The following is a 21,621-nucleotide window of genomic DNA, read 5'->3' on the forward strand; positions in this document are numbered from 1 at the left end:
CAGGCTTTTGCAAATCTCTCGCAGCGGCGTTTCAGCACACTTGGCGCAATGCGCGTGCGGTTCGCCGTGATATGATTACCAGCTTTATTTTTTGGCGCCTCAAGCACAAGGAAAATTCATGGAAGCTACTACCGCACAAGCCAACGAACTCGAACGTCGCATCGACCTCTCCATCGCCATCGCCGATGTCGAGAAGGAAATGGAGCCGCGTCTGAAGCGCATGGGCCGCAACATGAAGGTGCCGGGCTTCCGTCCGGGCAAGGTGCCGTTCGCCATGGTCAAGCAGCAATACGGCGACCAGGCCCGCCATGAAGTGCTGTCCGAGCAACTGGACCGCGCCTTCGGCACCGCGGTGAGCGAGCAGAAGCTGCTGGTCGCCGGCTATCCGCGCCTCGAACCGAAGGCTACCGAAAGCACCACACACATCGAATTCACCGCCGTCTTCGAGGTCTATCCCGAATTCGTGCCGGGCGACCTGTCGACCGCCGAAATCGAGCGCCCGACGCTGGAAGTCGGCGCCGCCGAAATCGACAAGACCCTCGACATCCTGCGCAAGCAGCGCGTCCGTTACGACAATGCCGAGCGTGGCGCCGCGAAGGAAGACCGCGTCGTCATCGACTTCACCGGCAAGAAGGACGGCGTCGCCTTCGCTGGCGGTTCCGCCACCGATTACCCCTTCGTCCTCGGCCAGGGCATGATGCTGCCCGATTTCGAAAACGCCGTCGAAGGCAGCAAGGCCGGCGAGAGCAAGACTTTCGACCTGACCTTCCCCGAGGACTACCACGCCAAGGATCTGGCCGGCCAGACCGTGCAGTTCGAAATCACCGTCAAGCAGGTCCAGGCGCCGCGCCTGCCGGAAGTCGATGCTGATTTCGCCAAGCAGATGGGCGTTGCCGACGGCGATGTCGAGAAGATGCGCGCCGAAGTCGAAGCCAACCTGAAGCGCGAAGTGAAGCGCCGCATCGAGGCCCGCCTCAAGGACCAGGTGATGGACGCCCTGCTCAAGGCCAACCCGATCGCCATCCCGAACGCACTGGTTGACATGGAAATCCAGCGCCTGATGCAGGCCGCCCGCCAGGACATGGAACAGCGCGGCATGAAGGCGAAGGACATGCCGCTGCAGCCGGAGTGGTTCGCCGAGAACGCCAAGCGTCGCGTCACGCTTGGCCTGATCCTTGCTGAAGTGGTGAAGACGGAGAACCTCCAGGCGAAGCCGGAGCAGGTCCGCGCCATGGTCGAAGACATGGCCGCCAGCTACGAACAGCCGGAAGAAGTGATCCGTTGGTACTATGCTCAACCGCAGCGCCTGAGCGATGTCGAGGGCGTCGCCATCGAGAACAACGTGGTCGAATGGGTCCTCGGCAAGGCCAAGGTCACCGACAAGGCCGTGGCTTTCGATGAACTGATGAGCCAGCAACAGCAGTAAGCCGTTCTTCGTCAGAAAACCGACAGACGTATCAAACGCGACAGACAAGGGCCAACATGATGATCGACAACGCAAGCAACTGGGATCCGCAGGCACTCGGCCTGGTCCCGATGGTGGTGGAACAGAGCGGACGCGGCGAACGCGCGTACGACATCTATTCGCGCCTGTTGAAGGAGCGGGTGATCTTTCTTGTTGGCCCGGTCAACGACGCCAGCGCCAATCTGGTGGTCGCCCAACTCCTGTTCCTGGAAGCCGAGAATCCGGACAAGGACATTTACTTCTACATCAACTCGCCCGGCGGCTCGGTCACTGCCGGCATGTCGATCTACGACACGATGCAGTTCATCAAGCCTGACGTGTCGACGCTGTGCATCGGCCAGGCCGCCTCGATGGGTGCCTTCCTGCTCTGCGCCGGCACCAAGGGCAAGCGTTTCGCGCTACCCAACTCACGCGTGATGATTCACCAGCCGCTAGGCGGCTTCCAGGGCCAGGCGTCGGACATCGCGATCCACGCCCGGGAAATCCTGTCGATCAAGGACAAACTGAACCGCATCATGGCCGAGCACACCGGCCAGCCGCTGGAACGCCTGGAAAAGGATACCGATCGCGACAACTTCATGTCCTCGACCGAGGCCATGGAATATGGTTTGATTGACAAGGTGCTGACGCGCCGCGAAGCGGCTTGATCGAGGAGAATCGGATGTCGAAGGACGGCCAGGAAAAACTGCTTTATTGCTCGTTTTGCGGCAAGAGCCAGCATGAAGTCAAGAAACTGATTGCCGGCCCGTCGGTGTTCATCTGCGACGAATGCATCGCCCTGTGCAATGACATCGTCCGCGACGAACTGCCGGAGGAATCGGCCAAGGCCGGTCGCTCCGACCTGCCGACGCCACGCGAGATCAGCGCCATCCTCGACCAGTACGTGATTGGCCAGGAAGTCGCCAAGCGCATCCTGGCGGTCGCCGTATACAACCACTACAAGCGCCTGCGCCACACCACGAAGAACACCGGCGACGTCGAACTGTCGAAGAGCAACATCCTGCTGATCGGCCCGACCGGCTCCGGCAAGACGCTGCTCGCCCAGACCCTGGCGCGCATGCTCAACGTCCCCTTCGTGATGGCCGATGCCACCACGCTGACCGAAGCCGGCTACGTCGGTGAAGACGTCGAGAACATCATCCAGAAGCTGCTGCAGAAGTGCGACTACGATGTCGAGAAGGCGCAGCAGGGCATCGTCTACATCGACGAAATCGACAAGATTTCGCGCAAGTCGGACAACCCGTCGATCACCCGCGACGTTTCGGGTGAAGGCGTGCAGCAGGCGCTGTTGAAGCTAATCGAAGGCACGACCGCCTCGATCCCGCCGCAGGGTGGGCGCAAGCACCCGAACCAGGACTTCGTCCAGGTCGACACCACCAACATCCTGTTCATCTGCGGCGGCGCCTTCGCCGGCCTGGAAAAGGTCATCCGCAACCGCTCCGAACGTGGCGGCATCGGCTTCGGCGCCGAAGTGAAGAGCAAGGACGACGGCAAGGAAGTCGGCAAGATCCTGCTCGACGTCGAACCGGAAGACCTGATCAAGTTCGGCCTGATCCCGGAACTGATCGGCCGCCTGCCGGTGGTCGCAACGCTGCAGGAACTCGAGGAAAGCGCCCTCGTCCAGATTCTGACCGAGCCGAAGAACGCGCTGGTCAAGCAATACCAGAAGCTGTTCAACATGGAAGAGGTCGACCTGGAAATCCGCCCGGCCGCCCTTACCGCCATCGCCAAGAAGGCGCTCGAGCGCAAGACCGGCGCCCGCGGCCTGCGCTCGATCATGGAACACGCCCTGCTCGACGTAATGTACGAACTCCCCGGCATGGAAAATGTCGAAAAGGTCGTCATCGACGAAAACATGATCAACGGTGACACCCCGCCGTTGCTGATCTACGCCGACCAGCCCAAGGTCTCCGGCTCGAACTGAGCCGGGGGTTCTTGAAATCCGGTTTCCCGCCCCCATCTAGGGGGCTCAACCCCATTTCAAAGGCACACTGATGTCGAACCCCAACACACTCCCGGAAACCCTCGAACTGCCGCTGCTGCCGCTGCGCGACGTCGTGGTCTTTCCGCACATGGTGATCCCGCTTTTCGTCGGCCGCCCGAAGTCGATCAAGGCCCTCGAAATGGCCATGGAGTCCGGCAAGCAGATCATGCTGGTGGCGCAGAAGTCGGCCGCCAAGGATGAACCCGAAGCCGAAGACCTCTACAGCATCGGTTGCCTGGCCAACATCCTGCAGATGCTCAAACTGCCCGACGGCACCGTCAAGGTGCTGGTCGAAGGCACCCAGCGCGCCCGCATCGAAGCGATCGATGTCCAGTCCTCGGTGTTCATGGCCACCGCGCTGCTGCTCAAGCAATCGGGCACCGAAGACCACGAGATCGAGGCGATGCGCCGCGCCGTCGTCGCCCAGTTCGACCAGTTCGTCAAGCTGAACAAGAAGATCCCGCCGGAAGTCCTCTCGTCGATCACCGGCATCGAGGACGCCGGCCGCCTGGCCGACACCATCGCCGCTCACCTGCCGCTCAAGATCGAGCAGAAGCAGGAAGTGCTGGAAATGGACAACGTCCGCGAACGCATCGACCGCCTGCTCTCCCAACTTGAAGCCGAAATCGACATCCTGCAGGTCGAGAAGCGCATCCGTGGCCGCGTCAAGCGGCAGATGGAAAAGAGCCAGCGCGAGTACTACCTGAACGAACAGGTCAAGGCGATCCAGAAGGAACTTGGCGAAGGCGAGGATGGCGCCGACCTGGAAGAACTCGACAAGAAGATCGCCGCCGCCGGCATGAGCAAGGAAGCGTTGACCAAGGCCCAGGGCGAGCTGAAAAAGCTGCGCCTGATGTCGCCGATGTCGGCCGAGGCCACCGTCGTGCGCAATTTCATCGAAACGCTGATCGGCCTGCCCTGGCGCAAGAAGACGCGCATCAGCAAGGACCTGCGCGCTGCCGAGAAGATCCTCGACGCCGACCACTTCGGCCTCGAAAAGGTCAAGGAACGCATCGTCGAGTACCTCGCCGTGCAGCAGCGCGTGGACAAGGTCAAGGCGCCGATCCTCTGCCTGGTCGGCCCCCCGGGCGTCGGCAAGACCTCGCTCGGCCAGTCGATCGCCAAGGCGACCAACCGCAAGTTCGTGCGCATGGCGCTCGGCGGCGTCCGTGACGAAGCCGAAATCCGTGGTCACCGCCGTACCTACATCGGCTCGATGCCGGGCAAGATTCTCAACAGTCTGACCAAGGTCGGCGTGCGTAACCCGCTGTTCCTGCTCGACGAAGTCGACAAGCTCGGCCAGGATTTCCGCGGCGACCCGTCTTCAGCGCTGCTCGAAGTGCTCGACCCGGAACAGAACAACACCTTCCAGGATCACTACGTCGAAGTCGATTTCGACCTCTCCGACGTGATGTTCGTCGCCACCGCCAACACGCTGAACATCCCGGCGCCGCTGCTCGACCGCATGGAGGTGATCCGACTCTCCGGCTACACCGAGGACGAGAAGGTCAACATCGCGATGCGCTATCTGCTGCCCAAGCAGATGAAGAATAACGGCGTCAAGAAGACCGAACTGATCGTCGCCGAAAGCGCGATCCGCGACATCGTCCGCTACTACACCCGGGAAGCCGGCGTGCGGGCGCTGGAACGTGAAATCTCCAAGATCTGCCGCAAGGTCGTCAAGACCCTGGTGCTCAAGGCCCGCGACAGCAAGATCACGGTCAACGCGCGCAATCTCGACAAGTACCTCGGCGTGCATCGCTACACCTTCGGCATGGCCGAAAAGGAAAACCAGGTTGGCCAGGTCACCGGTCTGGCCTGGACCGAGGTTGGCGGCGAACTACTCACCATCGAGTGCGCCAACATGCCGGGCAAGGGCAACATCATCCGCACCGGCTCGCTCGGCGACGTCATGAAGGAATCGGTCGAAGCCGCCCGCTCGGTCGTGCGCGCCCGCGCCCGTCGCCTCGGCATCAAGGACGAGATCTTCGAGAAGACCGACATCCACATCCACGTTCCGGAAGGCGCCACGCCCAAGGACGGCCCGTCGGCAGGCATCGCCATGACCACGGCGCTGGTTTCGTCCTACACGGGCATCCCGGTGCGTTGCGACGTCTGCATGACCGGCGAGATCACGCTGCGCGGCGAAGTGCTGGCCATCGGCGGCCTCAAGGAGAAACTGCTGGCGGCCGTGCGCGGCGGCCTGAAGACGGCGCTGATCCCGGAAGAGAACGCCAAGGACCTGACCGAGATGCCGGAAAATCTCAAGAACCGTATCGAGATCGTGCCGGTGAAATGGATCGATCAGGTGCTCGAACGTGCCCTGGAAAGCCTGCCGCAAGCCTTGCCCGACACTGGCGAAGCGGCGCCCGGACTGGCGACCGGCAGCGACGACCCGGTCAGCAAGACGGTCCTTACCCATTGATTTTAAAAGACCGGATGCCGATGGCAAAAAACCGCCATCGGCAGCCCCCTCGAAACCTCGGTCGATCGGCTCAGAATCCGCTTGACACAAGGATTTCGGGGGGGATATAAATCGCCCCTCACGGAATTTTCACCACTCCAAACTTCCACTAGGGGATCTACATGAACAAGACTGAACTGATCGATCAGATCGCTGCCGCCGCCGATATTTCCAAGGCCGCCGCAGGCCGTGCGCTGGACGCCGCCGTTGACGCCATCAAGGGCGCCCTGAAGGAAGGCGACAGCGTCAACCTGATCGGTTTCGGTACCTTCTACGTCGGTGAGCGCGCCGCCCGTACCGGCCGCAACCCGCGTACCGGCAAGAGCCTGGAAATCAAGGCTGCCAAGTCCCCGAAATTCCGCGCCGGCAAGGGTCTCAAGGACGCGGTTAACTGATATACTGCCGCTCCTTCTGCGCCAGGCGCAGACGGGTGCTTAGCTCAGTTGGTAGAGCGTCGCCCTTACAAGGCGAATGTCGGCGGTTCGACCCCGTCAGCACCCACCAATTCAAAACCCCGCCCAAGGCGGGGTTTTTCATTTCAGCGGCGGCATCAACCGCGCCCCGCCCAGCGGACGATAAACTCCGCCCTTTCTGCGAAAACCCCTTGCAATCTGGCTCCACGCCCGTATAATGCGCGGCTCTGACAGCGCGCCCGTAGCTCAGTTGGATAGAGTACTTGGCTACGAACCAAGGGGTCGGGCGTTCGAATCGCTCCGGGCGCGCCATTCAGAAACTGTGGATTGACCTTAGGGAAAATCCAGCTTCGTAAGACAGCGCGCCCGTAGCTCAGTTGGATAGAGTACTTGGCTACGAACCAAGGGGTCGGGCGTTCGAATCGCTCCGGGCGCGCCAAAACGAAGCAGGCACCGCAATCGCGGTGCTTTTTTTTCGCCTCAATCCGGCGCATTGCCGGTTTCCACGCCGCGGAACATCGCCGGCGTCAGATCGTACTTCTGCAGCAGGCGGTAGAACTCGGTACGGTTGCGATCGGCGATGCGCGCCGCGTCGGCGACGCTGCCATCGGTCAGCTTGAGCAGGCGGACCAGGTAATCCCGTTCGAAGCGCCGCTTGGCCTCGGCGTAGCTCAGGGCCTCCATGGCCGGCACCCGCAAGGAACGCTGGACCAGGGATGCCGGGATCAAGGGCGTCGAGCACAAGGCACAGCACTGCTCGACGACATTCAGCAACTGCCGCACGTTTCCCGGCCAGCCAGCGGTCGCCAGCGCCTCCAGCGCGTCAGGCGCGAAGCCGCTGATCGGCTTGCCGTATTTCTCGGCCAGCTTGCGCAGGAAGTGCGCCGCCAGCAGCGGAATGTCCTCGCGTCGCTCCTCGAGGCGCGGCAGGGTCAGCGAGACGACGTCGAGCCGGTAGTAGAGATCCTCACGGAACTGCCCCTGCGCCATCGCCGTCTCCAGATTGCGATGGGTTGCCGAGAGCAGGCGGATGTCCACCGGTTCGGCGCTGGTGCTGCCCACCGGACGCACCACCCGCTCCTGCAGGACGCGCAGCAGCTTGACCTGCAGCGCCAGCGGCATGTCGCCGATCTCGTCGAGGAACAGGGTACCACCGTGAGCGGCCTGAACCAGCCCGCCGCGGGCACTGGCAGCGCCGGTGAAGGCACCGCGGACATGACCGAACAACTCCGATTCGAGCAGCGGCTCGGGAATCGCCCCGCAGTTGATGGCGACGAAAGGCCCCTGGGCGCGCGCACTGGCGCGGTGAATGGCGCGCGCCAGGACTTCCTTGCCGGTCCCGCTTTCGCCGCGGATCAGGACGCTGGCGTCGGAAGCAGCCACCATCCGGGCATCGGCCAGCAACTCGGCCATGCTGGTGCTGCGATAGACGATGTCCTCCAGCCAGCGCCCATCGTCCGTTGGCTGCGGCTGTGCCTCGGGGGCGGCGGAAACGAGCAGCGCCTGATCGATCTTGGCGAGCAGCGTCTGGCTGTCGAAGGGCTTGGTCAGGTAACCGAAAACCCCGCGCGAGGTCGCCTCGACCGCATCGGGAATGGTACCGTGCGCGGTCAGCAGGATCACCGGCAGACTGGGCCGGGTCGTCCGCAACTCTTCGAACAGCGACAAGCCATCGCGGCCGGGCAGGCGAATATCGCTGACCACCAGTCGCGGCGGATCGACGGCGATGCTGGCCAGCCCCTCTTCGGCCGACGTTGCCGGGGTGACCCGGAATCCCCGGGCATGCAGGCGCATGGTCAGCAGCCGGCGGATATCTTCATCGTCATCGATGATCAGGACATGCGCGCCGACGGCGCCGGCGCGGCTCATCGCGCACTCCCCGCTGCCGGCAGCGCGGGTCGCTGCGGCAGGCTGCGCTCGATCTCGGCGAGCCGATCGATCTTCTCCTGCAGCTCCTGGACCTTTTTCTGGCTTTCCTTCAGTTGCTGCGCCTGTCGGTCCAGCGCGCCTTCCTGGCGCTGTCTTTCATTCAACTGCTCGACCAGCAGGCGCGCCAGCGGCTGCAAGGCCAGCGCCCCGGGACGGGACGACTTCAGAACCGATTCGAGCAAGGCAAGCGGCCGGGCCAGTTCGACATTGCCCTGGCGCGGCAGCAGATGCAACAGGGCCAGGCGCATCTGCGCCTCCGGGTCGGCATTGCGGGCCGCCAGTTCGGCGCGCTCGCGGGACAGTTCGTTGCCGCTCATGCCGACCAGCGCCTGACGATACTCGAGGGTGGCGTCGAGCGCCGAGGCCCGCTCTTCGGGTGAAAGATAAACCGTGGTCGGCGGCGCACTGGCACAACCGGCCAAGGAGGCCAGCAAAAGCATCAGACAGGAAAGTCTATTTTTCATCCGGCAAATCCAGTTGGAAAACGGCGCCGACATCGCTGTCGGCAAGCTTGATCCGGGCCCGCATCGCTTGCGCGAGTTCCCGGACAATGGAAAGTCCGACCCCGCTCCCGGCGCGGGCCACTGGCGCAGCGCGGCGCCCCTGAACGAAGGGCTCGAAAATGCGCTGCGCATCCTCGGGGGCGACCCCCGGCCCCTGATCGCGGCAGACGATGCGCCAGCCCCCCTTGAATCGCTGCGCCGTCAGGCGGACAAGCCCCCCCTGCGGACTGAAATCGATGGCATTGGCCAACAGGTTATCGAGGATCACCGCCAGCTTGCCCGGATCCAGTCTGGCCCGCCCTTCCCCGGCTTCGACCTCGATCCTGACCTGGCGTGCCTGGCCACGCAATTCGTGACGCTGCGCAGCTTCCGACAAGGCCTGGCGCAAATCGACCTGGAGCAGATTCAGGCGGCGCGCTTCGAATACCGCGGCATTCAGTCGCAACAGGCTCTCGATCTGGCACTGCAAGCTATCCACCTTGTGTCCGAGAATGCGCGTCACCTCGCGCTGACCGTCGCTCAAGGGGCCGGGCACCTCCTCGGCGAGCAAGGCGATGCCTTCCTTCAGGGCCGTCAGGGGGGTTTTCAGTTCATGCGACACATGGCGCAGGGTCCGCTCGCGATCCGCCTCGAGACCCGCCAGATGATTGCGCAAGCCGTCGAGGTGGCGGCCGAGCCGCCGCAAGTCAGCCGGGCCACTAACTTCGATGGAAGCATCAAAACGCCCCTCGCCCAGGCGGCCGATCGCCTTTTCCAGTTGCCGCACGGCACGCACCAGCCACCAACCCATCGCCAAGGCGACCAGGACGGCCCCCAGCAGCGCCAGCGCCAGACGGCTACCGAGTTCGACGCGACGCCGTTCCAGTTGATCGAGCAGGCGAACATTGCCACCATCGATCCAGCGTTTGGCCGCTACCTGGATTTCGTCGTTGAGTGCCGCCAGACGATCGAGCTGTTCGGCAAGATTGTTGCGGGGCGGGGTCTGCTCGATGCCGTCGCGCAGCAGACCGGCCTGTTCCCGCCAGCGTCCGGACAAAACAACCAGGGTTTCCGCCGGCATCGCCTCGATCCGCAGCAGTTGCTCCAGCGCACCGGCGAGATGGGCATCGAAACGTTCGCGCAGCAAGGCATCACCGAGCACCAGATATTGCCGGGCGCTCCGCTCGATATCGACGCTGCGCTCGCCCAGTGCCTGCACCGCAGTACTCAGTTGCAAGGCCTGGGCATTGCTCTCACGGCTCTGCGCCACCATGCCTTCAAGCAACAACCAGCCGTGAATCCCGACGCCACCCAGCAGCAGCACAACGATCATGAAGCCGGCCAACAAGCCCTGCCGAAAGGACAGCCACCTCATCTAAAAACCCAGTCGAATCATGAACATAAACCAGTGTCGGAAAGAAGCGACATTCTATCCCCTTGTCCTGAAGGACTTCCGCGAAGCACACAAAAAAACTGTCGCCAAATACCGACAGCGGTGTAAGCGAATTGCTGACAAATACCCGTAACCTGATGAATCCAATGAGTTTTAAAAAGCTGGCACGCTTATCGCAACGGAATAAGCACAACCCCGACCCCTACCAGGAGACTACATGTTCATCAAATCCAGTTCAGCACCAGGAATTCAGAATAACAGCCTCAACCGCAGGGACAGCAACGGCACGCCAACCCCAGGCGCACTTAGCGTCAATCGCCCGGAAGCCGCCATCAAACCGGAAGCTTCCGTCGCACCGAGTAGCGCCAACACCACCGCGAACCTCGCAGTGGCAACACCACAACAAGATCAATCCATCGAAAAGGAAAAGGGAGCCCGCCTCATTGTCGGTCCGGACGTCAAGCTCAAGGGCGCTGAAATCCTGGACTGCGACATGCTGGTTGTTGAAGGACGGGTGGAGGCGACAATGGACAGCCGGGTCATCCGCATCGCCGACAAGGGTGCATTCTCCGGCAAGGTCAGCATCGACGTGGCCGAAATCCACGGCAGCTTCGATGGCGAACTGACCGCCCGTTCACAACTGGTCATCCACGCCACCGGCCGGGTCAGCGGAAAAATCCGCTACGGCAAGCTGGTGATCGCCGAAGGCGGCGAATTGTGTGGTGACATCAACGCCCTGTCGGCAGAAAGGAGCAGCCCACCGATATTGAACGCACTCTCAGCCTGAACACAAAACTGGTCATTTAAGGGGAAGCCTCGTAGACTGCGGGACTTCCCCCTTTTTTTGACAGGCAGATTCATGGCTCAGTATGTGATGAGTATGCTCCGCGTGAGCAAGATTGTTCCGCCCAAGCGGCAGATCATCAAGGACATTTCCCTTTCCTTCTTCCCCGGCGCCAAGATCGGTCTGCTCGGCCTCAACGGTGCCGGCAAGTCCACCGTGCTGAAGATCATGGCCGGCGTCGACAAGGAATACGACGGCGAGGTCCAACACCTGGCCGGTGTCTCGATCGGCTACTTGCCGCAGGAACCGCAGCTCGACCCTGACAAGACCGTGCGCGAGGAAGTCGAATCGGCGCTCGGCGAAGTCATGCAGGCGCAGGCCAAGCTCGACGAGGTCTACGCCGCCTACGCCGATCCGGAAGCCGATTTCGACAAGCTGGCCGAAGAACAGGCCCGCCTGGAAGCGATCATCGCCACCGGCGGCGCCGACACCGAACATCAGATGGAAATCGCCGCCGACGCGCTGCGCCTGCCGCCCTGGGACGCAAAGATCGGCGTCCTGTCCGGTGGCGAGAAGCGCCGCGTCGCGCTGGCCAAGCTGCTGCTCTCCAAACCCGACATGCTGCTGCTCGATGAGCCGACCAACCACCTCGACGCCGAATCGGTCGAATGGCTGGAACAGTTCCTCGTCCGCTTCCCCGGCACCGTCGTCGCCGTCACCCACGACCGCTACTTCCTCGACAACGCCGCCGAGTGGATTCTCGAACTCGACCGCGGCCACGGCATCCCCTGGAAGGGCAACTACTCGTCCTGGCTGGAGCAGAAGGAAGCCCGCCTGGAGACCGAAAACAAGCAGGTCGACGCCCACATGAAGGCGATGAAGCAGGAGCTGGAATGGGTGCGCAGCAATCCGAAGGCGCGCCAGGCCAAGTCCAAGGCCCGCCTGGCCCGCTTCGAGGAAATGTCCAGCCACGAATACCAGAAGCGCAACGAGACCCAGGAAATCTTCATTCCGGTCGGCGAGCGCCTGGGCGACCAGGTCATCGAGTTCAACAACGTCAGCAAGTGCTTCGGCGACAAATTGCTGATGGACAACGTCAGCTTCACCATCCCGCCCGGCGCCATCGTCGGCATCATCGGCCCGAACGGCGCCGGTAAATCGACGCTGTTCAAGATGATCACCGGCCAGCAACAGCCGGATTCGGGTGAGGTGAAAATCGGCCAGACGGTCAAGCTTGCCTACGTCGACCAGTCGCGCGACTGCCTCGATGGTTCGAAGACGGTGTTCGACGAACTGGCGCAAGGTAGCGACATCCTGCAGATCGGCAAATTCGAGATGCCCAGCCGCGCCTACATCGGCCGCTTCAACTTCAAGGGCGGCGACCAGGGCAAGCTGGTCGGCAACCTGTCCGGCGGCGAGCGCGGTCGCCTGCACCTGGCGAAGACGCTGATGTCCGGCGGCAACGTCCTGCTGCTCGACGAACCGTCGAACGATCTCGACGTCGAAACCCTGCGCGCCCTGGAAGACGCCCTGCTCGAATTCCCCGGCTGCGCCATGGTCATCTCCCACGACCGCTGGTTCCTCGACCGCATCTGCACGCACATCCTGGCTGCCGAAGGCGAATCGCAATGGACCTTCTTCCCGGGCAACTACCAGGAATACGAAGAGGACAAGCGCCGCCGTCTGGGCGAAGAAGGCGCCAAGCCCAAGCGCATCCGCTACAAGCCGATCAGCCGCTGAGGCAAGCGGCCGCCGTTGGCCGCTGCAAAACAAGACGGGCGCCCTGGTGGCGCCCGTCTGTTGTCATGTGGTGATTAATTCGTTAATCAGTGCTTGAGGCTGGCGGAGAATACCGCCTTGCTCTTTTCGGAAAACTGGAATTCGACGAAGGCGCGTTCGATCTCGGCCTGGTTGCTGCCGTCGGAATGGTCCTCGAAACAGATGCCGATGCTCTTGCCGTTGGCGGCCAGTGTCTGGAAAGCGTAGCGCCAGCGCTGTGCCTCGGCCAGCCGCTCGCGCAACTGGGCTTCGTTGGAAATCGAGATACCTGCCTTCTTCAGGGAATCCAGAAACTGCTCGAAGGATTCGTTGCTCAGACTGCCCATTCATTTCTCCGTGAGATACGGTGCGATTGCACCATGCTTCCATTAACGAGGCGATCGTGTTCCGGTTGACACGCAAGTTGGCAAAGTTTGAATGAGATAATCGCCACCATGAAAAAACAGAACGTCACCGCCGCCATCCCGGAAATCCGTCCCGGGCAGTCGATCGAACTGCTCAAGGAACTGCACATCCTGACGCGCGACGGCAAACTCAACCAGGACAGCCGCCGCAAGCTCAAGCAGGTCTACCATCTCGCCCAGTTCATCGAGCCCCTGCTCGACGGCATGGAAACCCTGGTCGATCACGGCGCCGGCAAGTTCCTACCTCGGCTTCATCCTCTACGATCTCTATATCAAGAGTCGTGCCAGCGGCGAGGTCATCGGCATCGAAAGCCGCCGCGAACTCGTCGAAAAATCCTGCGAACTGGCGCAGCGGCTGGGCTTTCCGCGGATGCGCTTCATCGCCAGCACGGTCGAGGAAGCCCTCGCCTCGACCGACTTGCCGGCGTCCGTTGACGTCGTTACCGCCCTCCACGCCTGCAATACGGCGACCGACGACGCGATCCGTTTCGCTTTGTCACGACAAGCCCGCCATGTCGTCCTGGTACCCTGCTGCCAGGCAGAAGTCGCCGCGACGATGCGGGCGCGCAAGGCCGAATCGCTGGCGCAGACGCCGCTGTCGGAACTGTGGCGGCACCCGATCCATACCCGCGAACTGGGCAGCCACCTGACCAACGTGCTGCGTTGCCTGTTGCTGGAGTCGCACGGTTATGACGTCACCGTCACCGAACTGGTCGGCTGGGAGCACTCGATGAAGAACGAACTGATCATCGCCAGCCAGCGCGGCAAGCCGCGCAAGAACGCCCGCGAACGGGCCGAAGCCATCCTGCGCGAGTTCAATATCGAGGAACTTGCCCCCCGTTTCACCTACTAAGGCGCCATGACGCGAATCCTGCACCCTCTCGAACTCCTCGCCCCGGCCAAAAATGCCGATTTCGGCATCGAAGCCATCAAGCACGGCGCCGACGCCGTCTACATCGGTGGCCCGGCTTTCGGAGCCCGTTACGGCGCCGGCAACGATGTCGGCGAAATCCGACGCCTGTGCGATTTTGCCCACCGTTTCCGGGCCAAGGTCTTCGTCGCGCTGAACACCATCCTGCACGACAGCGAACTCGAAGACAGCCGTCAGCTCGCCTGGCAGTTATATGAGGCCGGCGCCGATGCGCTGATCATCCAGGACATGGGCCTGCTCGAACTCGATCTGCCGCCGATTCAGCTACATGCGAGCACCCAGACCGACATCCGCAACCCGGCCAAGGCGAAGTTCCTGGAAGACGCCGGCTTCTCGCAGATCGTTCTGGCGCGCGAGATGAGCATCGCCGAAATCGGCCAGGTCGCCGCCGCGACGACGCTGTCGCTCGAGTACTTCGTGCATGGTGCGCTCTGTGTCGCTTATTCCGGACAGTGCTACATCAGCCACGCCCACACCGGGCGCAGCGCCAACCGCGGTGAATGTTCGCAGGCCTGCCGGCTGCCCTACACGCTGGTCGACGACAAGGGCAAGACCATCACCGAGAACCAGCACTTGCTGTCGATGAAGGACAACAATCAGTCGGACAACCTGCGTGCGCTGATCGAGGCCGGCGTCTCCTCGTTCAAGATCGAGGGCCGCTTGAAGGACCTGTCCTACGTCAAGAACATCACCGCCCACTACCGCGCGCTGCTCGACGAGATCATCGCCGCCGACCCGCGCTACGTCCGCGCTTCCAGCGGCCGTTCGAGCTTCACCTTCACGCCGCAGCCGGAAAAGACCTTCAACCGCGGCTACACCGACTATTTCGCCGGCGGCCGCCAGGACGACATCGGCGCCTTCGATTCGCCGGCTTTTGTTGGCCAGCCGATTGGCGAGGTGGAAGAGATTGGCGACGGCTGGCTCACCGTCAACACCGCCGAAACCTTCCACAACGGCGACGGCGTCTGCTTTCACGACGCGCACGGTGACGTCCAGGGGATGCGCATCAACCGGGTCGAAGGCAAAAAGCTTTTCCCGATGGAAATCCCGGCCGAGCTGAGCGAAGGCACCACCCTGTTCCGCAACCGCGACCAGGAATTCGAACGCGCATTGGAAAAGGATTCGGCTGAGCGCCGCGTCGCCGTCAAGGCGGTTTTCGCCGAACAGGCCGACGCTTTCGTGCTCACCCTGAGCGACGAAGACCAGGTCAGCGTCGCCGTCACCCTGCCGCGCGACGAGCGGATCGGCCGCGAACTGGCGCAGAACCCGGAAGCCGCACAGGCCAAGCTGAAGGAAAACCTCGGCAAGTTCGGCAACACGATGTTCGTCGCCGCAAGCATCGAGCTGCAACTGACGCAGCCCTGGTTCCTGCCGGTCGGCGCGATCAACGCGCTGCGCCGTGAAGCGGCGGAAAAACTCGAAGCCGCCCGCCTCGCCAGCCATCCACGGCCGCCGCGCGCGGCGCCGGCCGACGATCCTGCACCCTACCCGCAGGACGAACTGAGCTACCTCGGCAACGTCTTCAACGCCAAGGCCCGCGCCTTCTACGAGAAACATGGCGTGCGGCTGATCGAGGAAGCCTACGAGGCCGGCCATGAAAAAGGCATGGTCTCGCTGATGATCACCCGCCACTGCCTGCGCTATAGTTTCAACCTCTGTCCGAAAGAGGTGAAACACTTGAAGCCGGACCCGATGACGCTGATCAACGGCAACGAAAAGCTGATCCTCAAGTTCGACTGCAAGGCTTGCGAAATGCACGTCGTCGGCAAGATGAAGAAGGGCGTCACCCTCAACCTCGGTAGCATCCGGCCGACCGCCGCCTGCGGATGAAACCGACGCCCTGTCCCTCCTGCGGTCAGCCGATGGAAAAGCGGCGCTTTGAACGCAACCTGCACGGCGAGGTCGTTCTCGACCTCTGCTTCCACTGCCACGGTGTCTGGTTCGACGAATTCGAAAGCGTGCAGATCACGCCGGGCGGCGTCATCGAACTCTTCCGCCTGATCCACGAATACCGCGAAGCGCCCCGCCTGCCGCTACGCGACGCGCTGCAATGCCCGCGCTGCAGCGAGCGCCTGCTGCACGGACTCGACGTCTCCAAACACGGCGGCCAGTTCAATTACCACCGCTGCCTGCAGAAGCATGGACGGTTCACGACCTTCGCCCAGTTGATGATCGAAAAGGGCTTCGTCCGCCAGTTGTCGCCGGCCGAAATCGACGAACTGGCGAGCAAGGTCAGCATCGTCCGCTGCACCGGTTGCGGCGCGCCGATCGACATCCGCCAGGACCACGCCTGCCGCCACTGCCGGGCGCCAATCGCCATCCTCGACCCGAGCGCCGTCGAAAAGACCCTGAACCGGCTCGATCAGGCGGAGGTCCAGCGCAGCCGGCGCGACGTCGAAATGCTCGGCGACGCCATCGTCATGCGCGAACGGGAAAAATCGCGTTTCGAACGCGAGCAGCGCGAACGCTTCAACAACCTCGACATCGGCGACCTGGTCGTCGCCGGCGTCGATCTGTTGTGGCGCGTCCTGCGCCGCTAAAAAACAGCCCGGGCCGGGCCCGGACTACTGGACGCGAATCTCGACCCGCCGCCCTTCCTCGGCGCTGCCGCTACCCAGCGTCGATTCCGGGCGCCGCATCCTGACCTTTTCAGCCGCCACGCCGCCGGCGACCAGCGCATCGCGAACCGCCTGCGCCCGCTGTCGGGCCAGTTCGGCGTTCTGTTGCGGATCACCGGAAGCGTCATGGAAACCGGAAAGCAGGACAATGCCGTCGCTCTTCGCGGCCAGGGCATCGACCGTCTGCGCGACGACCATCAGGTCGCCTTCGCCGAGCGCCGCCGAACCGACCGCGAAATAGACCTTGGCCAGCGCCTCGCCGACCGGCGCGATATCGCTTTCCGCCGCCACCATCGCTGCCGGCGCCGTCTGGTTCGCCTTCCAGACGCCGAGACCGGCGACCAGCGCGATGACGCCGAAGATGACACCGGCGAGAACGCCGAACACCACACCCTGAGTTTCGTTTTCGTCTTGACTGGACATGCTGGGCAACCTCATTTCAGGAAGAAGGAAAATTACCGCGGCATTCTACCCAGCATTCGGACACAACAGTGTGTCGGGGTGCAGTTGCAGCGAACGCTCGCCGGCCGCCAGCCACACCGTGCCTTCCTGAACGGTGCAGGAAAGCTGCATCGAACGCGACGCCAGCCCCCCCAGCGCCTGCGTTTCCTCGGCCGTCAGGCGCAACACCGTCAGGTTGTCGAAACGGGCGAGTTGCGGCGCGATCTGCTGCCACCAGACATCGACCGAGCGTCCGCCGTAGGTCAGCACCATCGCCCGTCGGGCGCGATGACAGCCCTTGCGGATGCGCGTTTCGTCGGGCTGGCCGACCTCGATCCAGGTCTGCAGTACGCCGGAAGGATCGACTTCCTGCAGCGCGCATTCGTCGTCGCTCGACAGCCCCTTGCCGAAGGCCAGGTCCGGTCCGGCGTAAAGGGCGAAGGCGAGGATACGGACCATCATCCGCTCGTCGTTTTCCGAAGGATGACGGGCGACGGTCAGCGGGTAATCGGCGAAGTGGCCGCGGTCGAGATCGGCCACTTGCAGCTCGGCCTTGAAGACGGTGGATTTGAGCGCCATTGCAGCCCCCGGGAAAAGTGGGCGATTATCCCATGGCGGCAGGCAGAACGACGCGCCGCCGCAGCCACGAACCCGCCGGAGAACCCCATGTCGCAAGAACTCGTCGCCGTGCTGCCAGCACCAGCCTCAGCCGGATGAACGCCACGCCGCTGTTGCAGCCCGTCGCCCGCAAGCGCTGCGCCAGTTGCCAGTGCTGGAGCGGCCCGCGCGCCATCGGCAGCCCCCCGGGAAACGTTGCCATCGCCGCCGACACCGACGTCGGTCTGTGCGACGGCGGCGGCTGGCACGGCAGCGAACGCCGCGCCCGCTCGGCCTGCGGACACTGGCGGATCTGGCCGCTGCTGCTCGATGGCGGCACGACGCCCGGCTGATCAGAAAAAGATGCGGGACAGATAGTGGCTGCGCGCCTCGATGCGACCAAACAGATAACCCAGGTCGTCGTTCCAGTTCAGACCGATCAGCTCGCAGGCGCTCGCGGCGAGATTGCTGACGCGCGAGTTCTGCTGCCCGCCAAGGTCGAGGGCGTTGACCACGACTTCCGCCACGTGGGTCACCGCGACCAACTTGTCGGCCGGCGGCTGGATGTCATGGTGATGTTCGATCGCCGCCACCACCGATGCCGGCAGATGCCAGGCCGTCGCCAACAGGCGGCCGATAGCGCAATGATCGACGCCGAACACCTGGCGCTCGGCGTCGATGATGTCGAGCCCGTCGTCTTGTTCCAGGCTCATGCGCAGCAACTGGAACTCCAGTGGATGGCAACGTGCCATCCAGAGCTGACCGATGTCGTGCAGCAAGCCGCAGACCAGCGAGAAATCCTGCGACAGGTGGCCGATCCGCGCCAGTTCCTGGGCGGCCACGCCGACCGCCACGCTGTGCGCCCAGAAATGGCTGCCCATCCGGCTTTCCCGGGAAAACTCGGCCAGTGCCACGGTCAGCACGATCTCCCTGAGCTTGGCGAGACCGATCAGCGAGACGGCAACCTGCATGTCACGCAGATCGCGCTGGTTGCGCCCGCCCATCGCTGCCGCATTGGCGATCGACAGCACGCGCGCGGTAATCACCGGATCGCGCCCGACCAGCTGGATCAGCGCACCGATCGTCGCGCTGTCGTCGTCCAGCGTCTGCAACAGGTCGTTGACCACGGTCGGAAAGGCCGGCAACAGCGCCGACCGACGGACGATATCGCTTTCACTCAGGCGTAGCGGCATCACAGACTCCGGTAAGCCAGCACCGCGGCATAAAGCGCGGCAAGCGCCGGCTGCGAGCGGTCGGCCTGGGCGAAGATACGGTCCAGACGGGCCGTTTCCCGCGCCAGATCGGCATCGCGCTCGGCATCGCTGCGCGAATCGTCTTCGCGGATGCAGACGAATTCACCGTGGCGCATGGCGATCTGGTGCAGGTTGCCTTCGGTCAACGGATTGCCGGCCGGCAAGGTGAAATTGGTCACGCCGTGGTCGGCGATGGCCAGTGGCGCCCCCAGCACCATGCCTTCGACTGCGTCGGAAATCGGGATGTAATGCAGACGCTGCCGCATTGCGTTCTCCAATATTTGTTATTTGAGTTGAATCTGTCACTTTTTACCAGACAGGTCAAGGCATGATCGCCGGAAGCTGGCGTACTGTCGACAAGCCCGCCAATCGACCGGGCAATAACCCTGCTCATCCCATTGTTGTTTTTCGCCGAAAAATCGGCGATAGTCTCCACTCCGCTGCTTTCCTCATCCCGCAACGTCCATGACCGCCACCCCGACCCACCCGCCGCTTGCTGCCCGCGTAGTATCGCCGGTCCTCGTACGCGTCATCGTCGTAGGTGTCGTCGCGCACGCGCCGTCGCGGATCGGGTAAGCAGCAGACAGTTTCCCGCAAACCCCGCCGGCGCCACCGGCGGGGTTTTTCATTGAGCCTCCCGGAATCGCCAGAAACCACAAGGAGTTCTCAATGACCGAAACCCTCACCGGCGCGCAGATCACCGTGCGTCTCCTCGAACGCCAGGGCGTGCGCGTGCTGACCGGTTACCCGGGCGGCGCCATCCTGCCAATCTACGACGCCCTCGGCGAATCGACGACGATCCGCCACGTCCTGCCCCGCCACGAACAGGGCGCCGGCTTCATTGCCCAGGGCATGGCCCGGGTCTCCGGAGAAGTCGCCGTCTGCCTCGCCTCTTCGGGGCCGAGCGCGACCAACCTGCTGACGGCGATCGCCGACGCCAAGCTCGATTCGATTCCGCTGGTGGCGATTACCGGCCAGGTGCCGCGGGCGATGATCGGCACCGACGCCTTCCAGGAAGTCGATGTTTACGGACTGTCGCTGCCGATCACCAAGCACAGCTTCCTGGTTTCCTCGACCGAGGAACTGCTCGAGGTGATTCCCCGCGCCTTCGCCATCGCCGCTTCCGGGCGGCCCGGGCCGGTGCTGATCGACATTCCCAAGGACATACAGAGCCGCGCCATCGAGGTCGCCGATTGGCCCGCTCCCGGCTGCCGCCGCCCGGTGGCGCCGGCCGACGGCATGGCGCTGACCGAAGCGGCAGCGCTGATCGGCGCGGCGCGCCAGCCGATCCTCTATCTCGGCGGCGGCGTCATCCACGCTGGCGCCTCGCGGCTGGCGACCGAGCTGGCCGAAAAAGCCAATCTGCCGACCGTGATGACGCTGATGGCGCTCGGCGCGATGCCGGTCGATCACCGGCTGTCGCTCGGCATGCTGGGCATGCACGGCGCGCCCTGTGCCAATCTGGCGCTCGAGGAATGCGACCTGCTGATCGCCGTCGGCGCCCGCTTCGACGACCGCGCCACCGGCAAGGTCGCCGCCTTTTGCCCGCAGGCGAAGATCGTCCACATCGACATCGACGCCGCCGAACTGGACAAGATCAAGGCCGCCCACGTCGGCATCGTCGCCGACCTCGGCGAAGCGCTCGCCCGCCTGCTGCCGCTGGTGCCGGAGAATCCCCGGCGTGCCTGGAACGAGCGCGTCGCCACGCTGAAGACCGAACACCCGCAGCCCTTGCCCGGGCTGGCCGATCCGCGCTCGCACTTCGGGCTGATCCGCTGCGTCGCCGCCTGCGTGGACGACGCGGCGATCATCGTCACCGACGTCGGCCAGCACCAGATGTGGGTGGCGCAGGCCTACCCGCTGCGCCGGCCGCGCCAGTGGCTGACTTCCGGCGGGCTGGGGACGATGGGCTTCGGCGTGCCGACGGCGATCGGTGCCGCGCTCGCCGCCCCCGAGCGGACGGTGATCTGCTTCACTGGCGACGGCTCGATCCTGATGAACATCCAGGAACTGGTCACCGCCGCCGAGGTGCAGGCCAATCTCAAGATCGTGCTCATGGACAACGCCGTACTCGGCCTGGTGCATCAGCAGCAGACGCTGTTTTACGGCCAGGGTCCGGTGGCCTCGACCTTCCAGGTGCTGCCCGATTTCACCGCCGCCGCCCGCGCTTTCGGCATTGCCGCGGTCGATCTCGACGCCGCCGCCAACCCGCTGGCGGCGCTCGCCGACGCCTTCGCCCGTCCCGGCCCGTGCCTGATCCACGCCCGCATCGACGCGCTGCAGAAGGTCTATCCCATGGTGCCGCCCGGCGCCGCCAACCGTGACATGATCGGAACCCAAGCATGAACGCCCTGACCCGCAACGAAACCCGCGCCGTGGCGCGTGCCGTGCTGCAGATCGACGTCGCCAACCACCCCGGGGTGATGTCGCACGTCGTCGGCCTCTTCTCGCGTCGCGCCTACAACGTCGAAGGCATCCTCTGCCTGCCGGTCGGCGACGGCCGGCAGAGCCGGATCTGGCTGCTGGTCAATGAAGACCAGCGGTTGCCGCAGATGATCCGGCAACTGGAAAAACTCGAGGACGTTGCCAGCGTCCAGCGGCACCACGCCGAGCATGCGGTCTTCGCCGAACTGGAGGAATATTTCCGGCCATGAAACAACCCGGCCTCGGCCGGGTTGTCGTTG

At 63.6% G+C, this 21,621-nt stretch carries 20 protein-coding genes, 3 tRNA genes and 1 pseudogene; 16 read left to right on the forward strand and 8 right to left on the reverse strand.

Going from position 1 to position 21,621, the window contains the following annotated elements; translation table 11 throughout:
- The first annotated feature begins 118 nt into the window (after window positions 1-118).
- The 8 genes from tig to ACE3OV_RS12490 all read left to right on the forward strand — a co-directional run bounded on the left by tig (window position 119) and on the right by ACE3OV_RS12490 (window position 6,765).
- On the forward strand, window positions 119-1,426 hold the full coding sequence (gene tig / locus ACE3OV_RS12455) for a trigger factor (protein ID WP_374327520.1): 1,308 nt from the start codon (window positions 119-121) through the stop codon (window positions 1,424-1,426).
- A gap of 56 nt (window positions 1,427-1,482) precedes the next feature.
- On the forward strand, window positions 1,483-2,112 hold the full coding sequence (gene clpP / locus ACE3OV_RS12460; protein ID WP_374327521.1) for an ATP-dependent Clp endopeptidase proteolytic subunit ClpP: 630 nt from the start codon (window positions 1,483-1,485) through the stop codon (window positions 2,110-2,112).
- Between the two features lie 14 nt (window positions 2,113-2,126).
- Window positions 2,127-3,389 (forward strand): ATP-dependent Clp protease ATP-binding subunit ClpX, encoded by a 1,263-nt coding sequence (gene clpX / locus ACE3OV_RS12465; RefSeq protein WP_374327523.1) that lies wholly within the window; start codon window positions 2,127-2,129, stop codon window positions 3,387-3,389.
- Between the two features lie 70 nt (window positions 3,390-3,459).
- Entirely contained in the window at window positions 3,460-5,874 is a 2,415-nt protein-coding gene (gene lon / locus ACE3OV_RS12470) for an endopeptidase La (protein ID WP_374327524.1), read from the forward strand.
- Between the two features lie 161 nt (window positions 5,875-6,035).
- Window positions 6,036-6,308: an HU family DNA-binding protein gene (locus ACE3OV_RS12475; RefSeq protein ID WP_374327525.1), complete on the forward strand. Its 273-nt coding sequence runs from the start codon at window positions 6,036-6,038 to the stop codon at window positions 6,306-6,308.
- A 33-nt stretch (window positions 6,309-6,341) separates the two neighbouring features.
- A tRNA-Val gene (locus ACE3OV_RS12480) sits at window positions 6,342-6,417 on the forward strand.
- Between the two features lie 144 nt (window positions 6,418-6,561).
- A tRNA-Arg gene (locus ACE3OV_RS12485) sits at window positions 6,562-6,638 on the forward strand.
- 50 nt (window positions 6,639-6,688) lie between these two features.
- A tRNA-Arg gene (locus ACE3OV_RS12490) sits at window positions 6,689-6,765 on the forward strand.
- 41 nt (window positions 6,766-6,806) lie between these two features.
- Here ACE3OV_RS12490 and ACE3OV_RS12495 read toward each other — a convergent pair.
- Genes ACE3OV_RS12495 through ACE3OV_RS12505 form a run of 3 tightly spaced genes read right to left on the reverse strand, consistent with a single transcriptional unit; the run spans window position 6,807 to window position 10,112 of the window.
- Window positions 6,807-8,195 carry a sigma 54-interacting transcriptional regulator gene (locus ACE3OV_RS12495; RefSeq protein ID WP_374327526.1) on the reverse strand — a complete coding sequence of 463 codons (1,389 nt, stop codon included), beginning with the start codon at window positions 8,193-8,195 and terminating at the stop codon, window positions 6,807-6,809.
- Window positions 8,192-8,719, reverse strand: coding sequence for a permease (locus ACE3OV_RS12500; RefSeq protein ID WP_374327527.1), 528 nt, complete (start codon window positions 8,717-8,719; stop codon window positions 8,192-8,194). The genes ACE3OV_RS12495 and ACE3OV_RS12500 overlap by 4 nt, the downstream gene beginning before the upstream one ends.
- Window positions 8,709-10,112, reverse strand: a complete 1,404-nt coding sequence (locus tag ACE3OV_RS12505) for a sensor histidine kinase (RefSeq protein WP_374327528.1) — start codon at window positions 10,110-10,112, stop codon at window positions 8,709-8,711. The genes ACE3OV_RS12500 and ACE3OV_RS12505 overlap by 11 nt, the downstream gene beginning before the upstream one ends.
- Window positions 10,113-10,347: 235 nt before the next feature.
- On the opposite strand from ACE3OV_RS12505, the gene ACE3OV_RS12510 reads away from it, so the two are divergent.
- Window positions 10,348-10,917: a polymer-forming cytoskeletal protein gene (locus ACE3OV_RS12510; protein ID WP_374327529.1), complete on the forward strand. Its 570-nt coding sequence runs from the start codon at window positions 10,348-10,350 to the stop codon at window positions 10,915-10,917.
- A gap of 72 nt (window positions 10,918-10,989) precedes the next feature.
- Window positions 10,990-12,654, forward strand: coding sequence for an energy-dependent translational throttle protein EttA (gene ettA / locus ACE3OV_RS12515; RefSeq protein ID WP_374327530.1), 1,665 nt, complete (start codon window positions 10,990-10,992; stop codon window positions 12,652-12,654).
- 86 nt (window positions 12,655-12,740) lie between these two features.
- On the opposite strand, the gene ACE3OV_RS12520 is transcribed toward ettA, so the two are convergent.
- On the reverse strand, window positions 12,741-13,019 hold the full coding sequence (locus ACE3OV_RS12520) for a hypothetical protein (protein ID WP_374327532.1): 279 nt from the start codon (window positions 13,017-13,019) through the stop codon (window positions 12,741-12,743).
- A 108-nt stretch (window positions 13,020-13,127) separates the two neighbouring features.
- Here ACE3OV_RS12520 and ACE3OV_RS12525 point away from each other — a divergent pair.
- From ACE3OV_RS12525 to ACE3OV_RS12535, 3 genes and pseudogenes are all read left to right on the forward strand, one after another.
- Window positions 13,128-13,950 (forward strand): annotated as a pseudogene (locus ACE3OV_RS12525) (SAM-dependent methyltransferase).
- 6 nt (window positions 13,951-13,956) lie between these two features.
- A complete protein-coding gene (locus ACE3OV_RS12530) occupies window positions 13,957-15,858 on the forward strand; it encodes a U32 family peptidase (RefSeq protein ID WP_374327533.1) in 1,902 nt (633 codons plus the stop codon).
- Window positions 15,855-16,568, forward strand: coding sequence for a zf-TFIIB domain-containing protein (locus tag ACE3OV_RS12535; RefSeq protein WP_374327534.1), 714 nt, complete (start codon window positions 15,855-15,857; stop codon window positions 16,566-16,568). The genes ACE3OV_RS12530 and ACE3OV_RS12535 overlap by 4 nt, the downstream gene beginning before the upstream one ends.
- A gap of 24 nt (window positions 16,569-16,592) precedes the next feature.
- Here ACE3OV_RS12535 and ACE3OV_RS12540 read toward each other — a convergent pair whose 3' ends face one another.
- The gene (locus ACE3OV_RS12540) at window positions 16,593-17,069 is read right to left on the reverse strand and encodes an OmpA family protein (RefSeq protein WP_374327535.1); all 477 of its coding nucleotides are present in this window, start codon (window positions 17,067-17,069) and stop codon (window positions 16,593-16,595) included.
- Between the two features lie 45 nt (window positions 17,070-17,114).
- The gene (locus ACE3OV_RS12545; RefSeq protein ID WP_374327537.1) at window positions 17,115-17,666 is read right to left on the reverse strand and encodes a YaeQ family protein; all 552 of its coding nucleotides are present in this window, start codon (window positions 17,664-17,666) and stop codon (window positions 17,115-17,117) included.
- A gap of 32 nt (window positions 17,667-17,698) precedes the next feature.
- On the opposite strand from ACE3OV_RS12545, the gene ACE3OV_RS12550 reads away from it, so the two are divergent.
- On the forward strand, window positions 17,699-18,037 hold the full coding sequence (locus tag ACE3OV_RS12550; protein ID WP_374327539.1) for a hypothetical protein: 339 nt from the start codon (window positions 17,699-17,701) through the stop codon (window positions 18,035-18,037).
- Here the strand turns inward: ACE3OV_RS12550 and ACE3OV_RS12555 are convergent, their stop codons facing one another.
- Window positions 18,038-18,877 (reverse strand): HDOD domain-containing protein, encoded by an 840-nt coding sequence (locus ACE3OV_RS12555; protein ID WP_374327541.1) that lies wholly within the window; start codon window positions 18,875-18,877, stop codon window positions 18,038-18,040.
- Window positions 18,877-19,203: a hypothetical protein gene (locus ACE3OV_RS12560; protein ID WP_374327543.1), complete on the reverse strand. Its 327-nt coding sequence runs from the start codon at window positions 19,201-19,203 to the stop codon at window positions 18,877-18,879. Before ACE3OV_RS12560 ends, ACE3OV_RS12555 begins: the two co-directional genes overlap by 1 nt.
- A gap of 403 nt (window positions 19,204-19,606) precedes the next feature.
- On the opposite strand from ACE3OV_RS12560, the gene ilvB reads away from it, so the two are divergent.
- Both ilvB and ilvN read left to right on the forward strand, forming a co-directional pair.
- Complete coding sequence (gene ilvB / locus ACE3OV_RS12565; protein WP_374327545.1) at window positions 19,607-21,283, forward strand: acetolactate synthase large subunit; 1,677 nt, start codon at window positions 19,607-19,609, stop codon at window positions 21,281-21,283.
- Complete coding sequence (gene ilvN / locus ACE3OV_RS12570; protein ID WP_374327547.1) at window positions 21,280-21,591, forward strand: acetolactate synthase small subunit; 312 nt, start codon at window positions 21,280-21,282, stop codon at window positions 21,589-21,591. Before ilvB ends, ilvN begins: the two co-directional genes overlap by 4 nt.
- Window positions 21,592-21,621: the final 30 nt, after the last annotated feature.

Origin of the sequence: Azonexus sp. (genome assembly GCF_041909095.1) — a bacterium.
GTDB lineage: Bacteria > Pseudomonadota > Gammaproteobacteria > Burkholderiales > Rhodocyclaceae > Azonexus.

What these genes read in the sequence shown, in the direction of transcription:
- tig (WP_374327520.1), top strand. Translation starts at nt 119, where the DNA reads ATGGAAGCTACTACCGCACAAGCCAACGAACTCGAACGTCGCATCGAC.
- clpP (WP_374327521.1), top strand. Translation starts at nt 1,483, where the DNA reads ATGATGATCGACAACGCAAGCAACTGGGATCCGCAGGCACTCGGCCTG.
- clpX (WP_374327523.1), top strand. Translation starts at nt 2,127, where the DNA reads ATGTCGAAGGACGGCCAGGAAAAACTGCTTTATTGCTCGTTTTGCGGC.
- lon (WP_374327524.1), top strand. Translation starts at nt 3,460, where the DNA reads ATGTCGAACCCCAACACACTCCCGGAAACCCTCGAACTGCCGCTGCTG.
- ACE3OV_RS12475 (WP_374327525.1), top strand. Translation starts at nt 6,036, where the DNA reads ATGAACAAGACTGAACTGATCGATCAGATCGCTGCCGCCGCCGATATT.
- ACE3OV_RS12495 (WP_374327526.1), bottom strand. Translation starts at nt 8,195, where the DNA reads ATGAGCCGCGCCGGCGCCGTCGGCGCGCATGTCCTGATCATCGATGAC.
- ACE3OV_RS12500 (WP_374327527.1), bottom strand. Translation starts at nt 8,719, where the DNA reads ATGAAAAATAGACTTTCCTGTCTGATGCTTTTGCTGGCCTCCTTGGCC.
- ACE3OV_RS12505 (WP_374327528.1), bottom strand. Translation starts at nt 10,112, where the DNA reads ATGAGGTGGCTGTCCTTTCGGCAGGGCTTGTTGGCCGGCTTCATGATC.
- ACE3OV_RS12510 (WP_374327529.1), top strand. Translation starts at nt 10,348, where the DNA reads ATGTTCATCAAATCCAGTTCAGCACCAGGAATTCAGAATAACAGCCTC.
- ettA (WP_374327530.1), top strand. Translation starts at nt 10,990, where the DNA reads ATGGCTCAGTATGTGATGAGTATGCTCCGCGTGAGCAAGATTGTTCCG.
- ACE3OV_RS12520 (WP_374327532.1), bottom strand. Translation starts at nt 13,019, where the DNA reads ATGGGCAGTCTGAGCAACGAATCCTTCGAGCAGTTTCTGGATTCCCTG.
- ACE3OV_RS12530 (WP_374327533.1), top strand. Translation starts at nt 13,957, where the DNA reads ATGACGCGAATCCTGCACCCTCTCGAACTCCTCGCCCCGGCCAAAAAT.
- ACE3OV_RS12535 (WP_374327534.1), top strand. Translation starts at nt 15,855, where the DNA reads ATGAAACCGACGCCCTGTCCCTCCTGCGGTCAGCCGATGGAAAAGCGG.
- ACE3OV_RS12540 (WP_374327535.1), bottom strand. Translation starts at nt 17,069, where the DNA reads ATGTCCAGTCAAGACGAAAACGAAACTCAGGGTGTGGTGTTCGGCGTT.
- ACE3OV_RS12545 (WP_374327537.1), bottom strand. Translation starts at nt 17,666, where the DNA reads ATGGCGCTCAAATCCACCGTCTTCAAGGCCGAGCTGCAAGTGGCCGAT.
- ACE3OV_RS12550 (WP_374327539.1), top strand. Translation starts at nt 17,699, where the DNA reads ATGGCGGCAGGCAGAACGACGCGCCGCCGCAGCCACGAACCCGCCGGA.
- ACE3OV_RS12555 (WP_374327541.1), bottom strand. Translation starts at nt 18,877, where the DNA reads ATGCCGCTACGCCTGAGTGAAAGCGATATCGTCCGTCGGTCGGCGCTG.
- ACE3OV_RS12560 (WP_374327543.1), bottom strand. Translation starts at nt 19,203, where the DNA reads ATGCGGCAGCGTCTGCATTACATCCCGATTTCCGACGCAGTCGAAGGC.
- ilvB (WP_374327545.1), top strand. Translation starts at nt 19,607, where the DNA reads ATGACCGAAACCCTCACCGGCGCGCAGATCACCGTGCGTCTCCTCGAA.
- ilvN (WP_374327547.1), top strand. Translation starts at nt 21,280, where the DNA reads ATGAACGCCCTGACCCGCAACGAAACCCGCGCCGTGGCGCGTGCCGTG.